The following is a 9770-nucleotide window of genomic DNA, read 5'->3' as shown; positions in this document are numbered from 1 at the left end:
AATCTCACTGACTAAATTTGCATATAGCAATTCATATCATCTTTTCTCTTTTATTCTTTTGTCTTATTATCTCGCCGCCTCTTTCAGAGTCAGCTGAATTATAATACCACATACTCAATATCTTGTCAACTACTTTTTAACTTTTTTTGTCATTTTTTTCATTGACTTCTTCTCGTATGCTTTTTCAGCTTACCGCTCGAAACAGCTTTGTTATATTATCACTTTATTACTTATCTGTCAATACCTTTTTTACAGTTTTTTACAATATTTTTTACAATTATTATTAATATTTGACTCTTACAATTTACATTATTTACATTTTAAAGAATTATATACCTTTATTTTATTATTTCACTTATCGCTTCGGCAATGTTATTTACTGTATCGCTAGCAATCATGCTTATAGAATTTATTTTTTTCTGTGCCAATTCTCCGGCTCTACCGTTTATATATGCAGCGCCTGCTGTAGAAAGCAATAAATCATCATTATATGCGCACACTGCGGAAATTATACCAGATAACACATCACCGCTTCCTGCAGTAGCCATTCCTACACAACCTCTATCTGTTATATATGCTTTTCCACCATTTGTTATAATAGTACTAGGTCCTTTTAATAACAAAATTACACCTTTTTCCCTTGCATAATTCATTGCTATTTTCAATGGATTTTCAAGTACTTCATCTATGGTAAGACCGGTTAAACGTGAAAATTCTTTTATATGAGGAGTCAGAATTAATTTACACTTTGTTTTTTCAAATATATTTTCATCCATCTTTGAAAGCATAGTTAATCCATCTGCATCAACAACAAGTTTGCCATCATAATTTTCTAAAATATATTTTAACACCTTATAAGTTTCATCACTTAACCCTACCCCCATTCCAAAAGCAACGAGCTTTACTCCTTTAATTAGTCCGTCAATTTCTTTTTCATCAAATTCTATTTCTCCGTTTTTATCTTTCAAAGGATAAAGAGTGCTTTCTAAAATATGAGATGTTACATCAGAGCTTATACTATCAGGCAACCCTACTTTTACAACGCCTGCACCCGAGCGCATAGCTGCATTAGCCATATATGCAAGCCTTATTGCTCCGCTGTATTTCTTACATCCACCTATTAATGCAATATATCCATAACTGCCTTTATTTGAATAATTTTTTCTTTCCTTAAAAATTTCTTTTAAATCATTTTTTTCAATTAAATAATAAGGTTCATCAACAGGTTTTATTCCAATATCACAGTTCACTTTATTTTTTATTACGTCTTTTGCCATATTTAAAAAGTGTCCTAATTTATAATCCCCAATGGAAACAGTTAAATCAGATTCAACACATAACGAACTCATACCGCTATCTCCGTTTAGACCACTATTTATATCCACTGAAACGACATATGCACCGCTTTTATTGATTTCATGGATAATCATACCTGCTAAACCTCTAACATCTCCCCTAAAGCCTGTGCCAAGTATACAGTCAACTATCATATCATAATTTTCAAAGGTAGTTTCTTCACTGCATATTTCTACTTTTATCCCTGCTTCAACACATTTATCAAAATAAAACTTCCCATCTTCTGAAAACTTTTCTTTTATTAAAAATATGGTACAAGGAATATTGTTTTCATGTAATAAACTTGCTATAACATATCCGTCTCCTGCATTATTACCACTGCCACATACGACTGCAACACTACCTTTCCATTTTACGCTTTTAAATACTCCTAACCCTGCTTTATACATAAGTTCCTTACTTGAAATATAATTTTCTATTGTATAAGCATCGCTTTTCCTCATATTTTCAACAGATAAAACTTTTATCATTTTTAAGCTCCTTTTAAACTTATATATATATTTTATCATATTAACAATATATAAAATAAAAAAGATTGTTAAAAACAATCTTTTAATACTTTTTTTATTTTAATATACATAATTTTTAAACCTTTCAATTAACCAATATAGTATTCCCCCAATCATATATGCAGCAATATCCCATATATCAGATACTGTATCAACCCTATAAATTGGAGTAATATATTCCCAAAAAACTCCACAAATGAATAAAAACAATTCAATTTTACACAAACTCAGAACCTTCTTTTTATTAAGGGATAAAATAATATTACAATATGCTATAAACACTGCTCCCCCAATAATATCATTAAAATAGCAAGATAAAAAAGTCCCTATTAAATTCATTGGGATAGTATTCTTAAAAATTTGATTAATAAAATATAACAATAAAAACAAAAGAATTACAACTATATTTTCTTTTTTGCTCATTACCCAAAAATGGAAAATATGACTAGAGCAACAATCATTGCAAAAACCGTTGTAAGAAATGATCCACAACCACTATTACCTTCCAATTTAACCTCCTTGCTAATTATAAACAGATTATTTTTATATTTTAATTAAAATAATATTAAGGTTGATAAAACCCGTTTTCAGAATCCCATTCTCCGGATTCATATCCTTCTTCCATACCATTATAAAAATCTATCATTTCATCTTCAGTATATGTTTCACCTGTACTTGGGTCTTCGTATGTAGTAGAGTTATCATAAGTACTTGAATCATCATACGAACTACCGGAACCTCCTCCACACCCAGTTAACATTAATAACATTGACAAAAACAAACATAAAATAAATTTTTTCATAATTTCCTCCTTTTATTATTTATTATATTTTAACTAAGAATAAATTATCATAAGGATCATATCACCTCTATTATCTTCTTCTACACACTCTGTTAATAGAATAGCCATACGTGATGTATCATTAATATAAGTAGCTGTATCTTTTAAATCACCTTTCTTCTTAAACCCCTTTGAAAACAGTAATTGTTCATATGCTTCAAAAATTTCATTATTTTGTTTATTATCCTCAAAATAGTAGACATATGCGCCTGCCTCACCATCAGTCAGACTTGCTAATAGTTCAGATTCATAGCTATCCTCATCTATTCCAGATATTGCGCCAAAATCAGGAACATCTTCTGTATAAGAATAGGTACATTGCTCATGCTCTGTACAAAATCTAGTGTCAGATTCTGCCCCGGCATAACATCCTGGAGTAAGACATGCATGGTCTTTACAATACTTATAGCCTTCAATCGGTTTATTCATACAAGATTTATTAGCACATAACTCTATAGGATGAAAATCTAAAGTATCACAAGCATTAAAGATATTTTCAAATTCCTTTTCATCAAAATATTTTTTAGTAGCAACTCCATAAATAACAAACAACCTATTTTTCAAATATAAAACCCTTCCCGTAAATAATTCATTATTAGAATTAACATAAGAATGAATTTTATAAGCCTCAGTACAACCAGAAACAGTAATACTTGTATAATCACTGTCATGAGATGTAAAATCTTTTTTTACGGTTTTTAATATATCTTTCTCATCAATTTCACCATAATATTTTATATATAATGTTGCCACTTTTTTATCTTTAACTTGATATGTTGCATAAGCATTATATAAAGAACCATCTACAACTTGATCGTTTTCTTTATGTACAGACCAACCTGCAGGAGCATAATACCTTAAGTTCGCAACCCCCGCTGGTGTTGCCGTATTTATATCAAAACAGCCTTTCATCAGTTCTTTAGCATTAACATTGATTATAAAAAGAATTACAAAAAATACAGATACAATACCTAATAAAATTTTCAAGCTAAGGTATTTATTTTTTTTATCTTTTACAGTCGATATTTTTTCTTTTTCAGAACTTTTTTCCTCAGAAATCCCTTCTTCAAAAACTTTATTTTCTATATCCTTTGTGTCACTTTCTTCTTTATCATCATCATTCTCTTTACTAAATATATATCCACATTTACTGCACTGATTTATATTATCAGAATACTCCGTATGACATTCAGGACAAATCAAACTACAATTTTCACTTTTATCAGATTCATTTGATATTACATTCTCAATATTATTTGTAGAATTTTCAATAGAATCATTATCATTTCCCTCATTTAATCGATCATCGAAACTTTTATTCATTATTTCCCCTCCTGTATATTTTATAAAATACTTTTTTTTAAAGACTAAATTAACAAACTGCAAATTACAAAATTAAACTTATAAGCATATCAAAAATTAATGATTGTATAATCGAAAATTCCTTTTGTCATAAATTATTATCTAATAAGTTAAATAACCTTAAATATAATAAAATTACAAATTTATATATAATGTAACAATGAAAAGCTATTACAAAAATACCTATAAAAATACAAAAAACATAAAAAAAACGAACAACAATACAATAATCTTCTATATTTGTATTATTATTCGTATGTCACAAAAAGTATACTATATATATCATAAATTTTTTTAAGATTCAAGCAAAATTACTAATTTAAACACTTAAAACCTACAAAACATCTAAATTTCTCTAATTATTTAATTTTGATTTTTCCAATAATTCAATTTCGGCAACATATCTTTCATATATTCTCTAACCTGCTTCTTAGTATAGTTTTCTATGTACATATGCTCTACACAAAAATCGATAAGCTCATCAATATTATGATAAGTAAATTCCCCTTCATTATAACACCATTTACAATACTCTTCGTTAAATTCACCATTAGGTTCTTTACTTATTATAGAATCATCAAGAGGCATACCACAGCACTGACAAATAAGTTTTATAGGAGAACCTAAAAGAGTATTAATTGAAACATTAAAAACATTTGATAATAATTTTAGTGTTTCAGTATTAGGCAGAGTTTCTCCCATTTCCCAACGAGATACTGCCTGTCTTGTAACATACACCTTATTTGCAAGTTCTTCTTGAGACATTCCTTTTTCTTTTCTAAGTTTATAAATAATATCTTTTGTATCCATATTAATAACCTCCACCTTTAAAAGCATTATAATATTAATACAATCTTCTAACAAGCAACTGTTTGTTGCTGCAATTGATTATATATAAATATATGACCCCATAAAATTTATAAATAAAATTACTTTTCCATAACATAATTAACAAGAATAATTCCCTGCCTGTTTATTTGTTGTTTTTTCACAACTTTATACCCTCTTTTTTCAAAGAATGTTTTTGCTGTAATTGAGGAATGAGTTACAATTTTTTCATTTACATATTTTTCTAATAAATCACAAATAGAACTTCCAATCCCAACACCTTGATACTTTGAATGAACATACAAGCGGTCAAGATATCCCGTTCTATCCATATCTCCAAACCCTACAATCATTCCATTATTAGTAGCAACCAAAGTAAAATGTTTCTCTAATGAACTATTCCACTTTTCTAAATCTTCTTTTCCCGTCGCCCATACATCTAACTGTTCTTTGGTATAATCTTTTTTATTTATATTATGAACCGTATCATAAAATAACTTTATTACTTCTTCACAGTCTGAAGGTCTATACTTTCTTATTTTCATTTTTCTCACCGTTTAAAATTATAAAAATAGACAGCTTGTATTACCAAGCTGCCCACTTATTTTAATTTATGTCTTAATATAATTTTGCACCTGCAGGGATTTTATCATCTACCATTAATAGATTTAATCCTTCTTTTCCATCTTCTTCGTGTACTGCAGATATAAGCATACCTTCAGAATCAATCCCCATCATTTTTCTTGGTGGAAGATTTACTATTGCAATAGCTGTTTTACCTATTAATTCTTCAGGATTATAATAATCACGAATACCGCTTAAGATTGTACGTTTACGGTCTGTTCCATCATTAAGAGTAAATTTTAAAAGTTTTTTACTCTTTGGAACTTCTTCGCAGTTTTCGATTTTTACAGCACGGAAATCAGATTTTGAGAATGTTTCAAAATCTACCATTTCTTCAAAAAGAGGTTCGATTTTTACATTTGAAAAATCAATCTTTTTATCCTCTTCTTTTACTTCTACATTAGATTCACTAACTTTAGTATTTACACTGTCAAGTGGTTTCATTGTTGGGAATAAGATTACATCTCTTATTGAACTTTGATTTGTAAGAAGCATTACAAGTCTGTCTACACCAACACCTACACCGCCTGTTGGAGGAAGTCCAACTTCAAGAGCATTGATAAAGTCTGTATCGTATGGATGAGCTTCTTCATCCCCTGTTGCTTTCTTTTCCATTTGTGCTGCAAATCTTTCTCTTTGATCAAATGGGTCGTTAAGTTCGCTAAATCCATTTGCATATTCATGACCTGCAACAAATAGTTCAAATCTTTGAGTATATCTATCATCATCAAGACATTTTTTAGCAAGTGGAGAAATTTCAACCGGATTATGTGTTACAAATGTAGGTTGAATTAAATTTGCTTCACAATGTTCTTCAAATAATTCTTCGATAATTTTACCAATTCCCCAATCAGGTTCAGGTTCTACATTTAATTTTTTAGCTTCTTCTCTTGCAACTTCAATATCTGTTATTTTATCAAAATCAACACCTGTTGCTTCTGTTACTAAATCAACCATTTTAGCTTTTCTAAATGGTGCTTTAAGAGAAATTTCATGTTCTCCATATGTTATTGTATCACTGCCTACAGTATTTGTAGAAATGTAATCAAACATCTTTTCAATCATTTCCATTACATCGTTAAAATCTGCATATGATTGATATGATTCCATAGTGGTAAATTCTGGATTATGAGTAGCATCCATACCTTCGTTTCTAAAAATTCTTCCTATTTCGTATACTCTGTTAAATCCGCCAACAATAAGTCTTTTTAAAGGAAGTTCCGTAGCAATTCTCATATACATTGGAATATCCAAAGTATTATGATGAGTAATAAACGGTCTTGCATTTGCACCTCCCGCAAGCGTTCCAAGAACAGGAGTTTCAACTTCAATAAAACCTTCTCCATCCATAAAATCTCTCATGCATTTTACGATTTTTGAACGCATTAAGAAAACATCTTTTACTTCAGGGTTCATTATTAAATCAACATATCTTTGTCTATATCTAAGTTCAGGATCTTTAAGTCCGTGGAATTTTTCAGGTAAAACTTGAATAGATTTACTAAGCATTGTTACCTTTTTAACTCTAACAGAAATTTGACCTCTTTGAGTTTTAAATACTTCTCCGTCTATTCCAAGAATATCCCCTATATCGTAAGATTTAATTAAAGCATATTCTTCTTCGCCAACAACATCTTTTTTTATGAAAAGTTGAATTTTATCAGTTGAATCCATTAAATCATAAAAACCAACCTTACCTTGTCCTCTTTTTGACATAAGACGACCTGCAATTTTTACTTCCTTGCCGTCGTATTCTTCAAACTTTTCATTAATATCTTTACATAATGCATTATATTCAAATCTGCATTCTTTATAAGGATATTTTCCTTGAGCTGTAAGTTCTTTAAATTTATCAATCTTTACTTTAACTACTTCAGGAACATTTTCATAAAAATCACTACTCATTTATCATCTCTCCATTCTTATTCTACTTCTAAAACTTTTAAATCAACTATTCCATCAGGAAGTTTAACCTTTGCTACTTCTCCAACTTTTTTACCTAAAAGAGCATTTCCAATAGGAGATTCATTTGAAATCTTATTGTTGTCTAAGTCTACTTCTTCACTTCCTACAATAATATATTCAACTTCTTCATCAAAATCAGTATCATAAACTTTTACTTTGCTTCCAAGAGAAACAACATCTTTTGTTTTTGTTTCATCATCAAAAATTAACGCATGTTTTAATTTATATTCAATTTCTCTTATTTCGCCTTCAATAAATCCTTGTTCTTGTTTTGCTTCATCATATTCAGCATTTTCACTTAAATCTCCGAATTCTCTGGCTGCTTTGATTTTCAAAGCAACTTCATGTCTTTTTTCGTCCTTTAAGTAATTTAATCTTTCTTCTAATTCTTTATATCCTTCTTTTGATAAGATTACTTCTTTACCAGTCATCAAAACTACCTCTTAACTATATTTTCATTTATACTAATGGACTTATTATAATAACTCAAATTAATCATGTCAAGAGCTTAAACCCATTAAAAAACCGCATTTTTAAAGATTTTTTATGTAAAAATTCCTCTAAATTAATATTTAATATATCTTTTTTGTCGTTTGCATTATTTTCTAATAATATAAGACCTTTTACAAAGGATAAATCAAAATAATCAATATCTATATTTTGAATATTAAAACCACTTGGAATAATTTTTACATCGTTAATTATCCTCTTACAATCTATATATTCATTCTTTTTAAATAAAGAAATATAATTTTCACATTCTATATGATTTATTTTATCGCTTAACATCTCTTTGCTTAAATCAAATATATAGTCGCATTTTTTCATTGAAGATATACTTTTACTTACATATATACTGCTTCCCGTATCTTTTAGAATATTACTTGCAATATTTTCCCCAATATAAGGATTATTAACAAAAAATATTACAAGTGGAAAATATTCACAAATCATCTTTATATATTCATAATTTGTATTTTTATCCAAACAAACCCCAACCTGTATTTTTTGTGCATCTTTTACCATTTTTTTTAATTTTAAAAAGAAAGCAATAAAATATATATCTTCATCATGAATATATGGAATATTGCACATTGAAAAATATTTTACATTAAAATCTCTCGGAAGACATATAAACCCCTCTTCATTATCAAAATAATTATTTATTAATCTTAAATTCCTATTTGATATGAAATTATTAAAATCCACCAAGAAAACACTCCCCACAACTTTAAAGGAACCGTTTTTAATTAAAAAAGGACCTTTTACTCTCCTTTGTTTAAAAATCATTTGATACAACCTTTCATACAGATTATTACACTTAGAACAAGGAAATTTTTCCTCATACTTATCAATATCCAGCATATAACATAACTTCATAGGCTTCTCCTTCAATTATCTTGTTTTAATGTTATGTTTTTTATGATAGAATAATCACAGTAATTCAAATTTATTATAAAAAGAGGTCAATTTTAATGAGTAATAATCTACCAATAGGCATTTTAGACAGTGGAGTGGGAGGACTTACCGTTTTCAAACAAACAGAAAAACTCCTACCTAATGAAAATATAATTTACATAGGCGATACAAAAAGAATGCCTTATGGAAACAAAAGCAAAGAAGACATAATTAAATATGCAAATGCAATGATAGCTTTTCTTGAAAAACATCATGTAAAAGCTGTTTTACTTGCCTGCAATACTATTTCATCTCATATTAAAAGTCTTAATGCAAATGTGCCTTTATTTAGTATTGTTAAAGCAGGAAGCGAATATGCCCTAAAAAAATGCGAAGAAGAAAATGATAATTTAATCGGGCTTATTGCAACAAAAGCTACCGTAGAAAGCGGATCATATAATAAAGAAATTCATAAAGTAAACGAAAATATTAAAATTATATCAAACGACTCAACAAGACTTCCAAAGGTAATAGACTCTCAAATCGAAAATAAACCCTTACTTAATGAACTTATAAAAGAATGTATACAGCCAATAGTAGATCAAAACAAAGATGTATCAAAATTAATTTTAGGATGTTCACATTTCCCAATAATAGAAAGTGAAATAAACGAAATATATAAAAACCTTACTCTTTTAGACCCTGCGGAACAAATGGTAAGAAATGTAAAAAAATATTTGGAAGACTATGATTTCTTAAACGAAACAAAAGAAAGCTATAAATCTCTTTATACAACAGCAGATATTTTAGAATTCGTTTCATATATAAAAAGATTAAAAATAAACATAGACAAACTTGAAAAAATAAAATTATTTGAGGATGATTAA

General features: G+C 28.4%; 10 protein-coding genes. 1 reads left to right on the top strand and 9 read right to left on the bottom strand.

The window, feature by feature from the left end:
- Positions 1-338: 338 nt before the first annotated feature.
- The 9 genes from V2W16_RS10385 to V2W16_RS10345 all read right to left on the bottom strand — a co-directional run bounded on the left by V2W16_RS10385 (position 339) and on the right by V2W16_RS10345 (position 8865).
- Positions 339-1826, bottom strand: a complete 1488-nt coding sequence (locus tag V2W16_RS10385; protein WP_329385513.1) for an NAD(P)H-hydrate dehydratase — start codon at positions 1824-1826, stop codon at positions 339-341.
- A gap of 99 nt (positions 1827-1925) precedes the next feature.
- A complete protein-coding gene (locus V2W16_RS10380) occupies positions 1926-2288 on the bottom strand; it encodes a hypothetical protein (RefSeq protein WP_329385511.1) in 363 nt (120 codons plus the stop codon).
- A gap of 142 nt (positions 2289-2430) precedes the next feature.
- On the bottom strand, positions 2431-2667 hold the full coding sequence (locus V2W16_RS10375) for a hypothetical protein (protein ID WP_329385508.1): 237 nt from the start codon (positions 2665-2667) through the stop codon (positions 2431-2433).
- Between the two features lie 33 nt (positions 2668-2700).
- Positions 2701-4029, bottom strand: coding sequence for a hypothetical protein (locus V2W16_RS10370; RefSeq protein WP_329385505.1), 1329 nt, complete (start codon positions 4027-4029; stop codon positions 2701-2703).
- 402 nt (positions 4030-4431) lie between these two features.
- Positions 4432-4878: a zinc ribbon domain-containing protein gene (locus V2W16_RS10365; RefSeq protein WP_329385502.1), complete on the bottom strand. Its 447-nt coding sequence runs from the start codon at positions 4876-4878 to the stop codon at positions 4432-4434.
- Positions 4879-4997: 119 nt separating this feature from the next.
- Complete coding sequence (locus tag V2W16_RS10360) at positions 4998-5441, bottom strand: GNAT family N-acetyltransferase (RefSeq protein WP_138268030.1); 444 nt, start codon at positions 5439-5441, stop codon at positions 4998-5000.
- 73 nt (positions 5442-5514) lie between these two features.
- Complete coding sequence (gene lysS / locus V2W16_RS10355) at positions 5515-7425, bottom strand: lysine--tRNA ligase (RefSeq protein ID WP_329385497.1); 1911 nt, start codon at positions 7423-7425, stop codon at positions 5515-5517.
- A 17-nt stretch (positions 7426-7442) separates the two neighbouring features.
- Entirely contained in the window at positions 7443-7919 is a 477-nt protein-coding gene (gene greA, locus V2W16_RS10350; RefSeq protein WP_253230289.1) for a transcription elongation factor GreA, read from the bottom strand.
- Positions 7920-7980: 61 nt separating this feature from the next.
- Entirely contained in the window at positions 7981-8865 is an 885-nt protein-coding gene (locus V2W16_RS10345) for a hypothetical protein (RefSeq protein WP_329385492.1), read from the bottom strand.
- Positions 8866-8960: 95 nt separating this feature from the next.
- Between V2W16_RS10345 and murI the strand changes: the two genes are divergently transcribed.
- A complete protein-coding gene (gene murI, locus V2W16_RS10340; RefSeq protein ID WP_329385489.1) occupies positions 8961-9770 on the top strand; it encodes a glutamate racemase in 810 nt (269 codons plus the stop codon).

Origin of the sequence: Anaerofustis butyriciformans (genome assembly GCF_036289385.1) — a bacterium.
Classification (GTDB): Bacteria; Bacillota; Clostridia; order Eubacteriales; family Anaerofustaceae; genus Anaerofustis; species Anaerofustis butyriciformans.
Note: the sequence above shows the minus strand (reverse complement) of the source record. Positions and strands in the feature narration are given on the sequence as shown.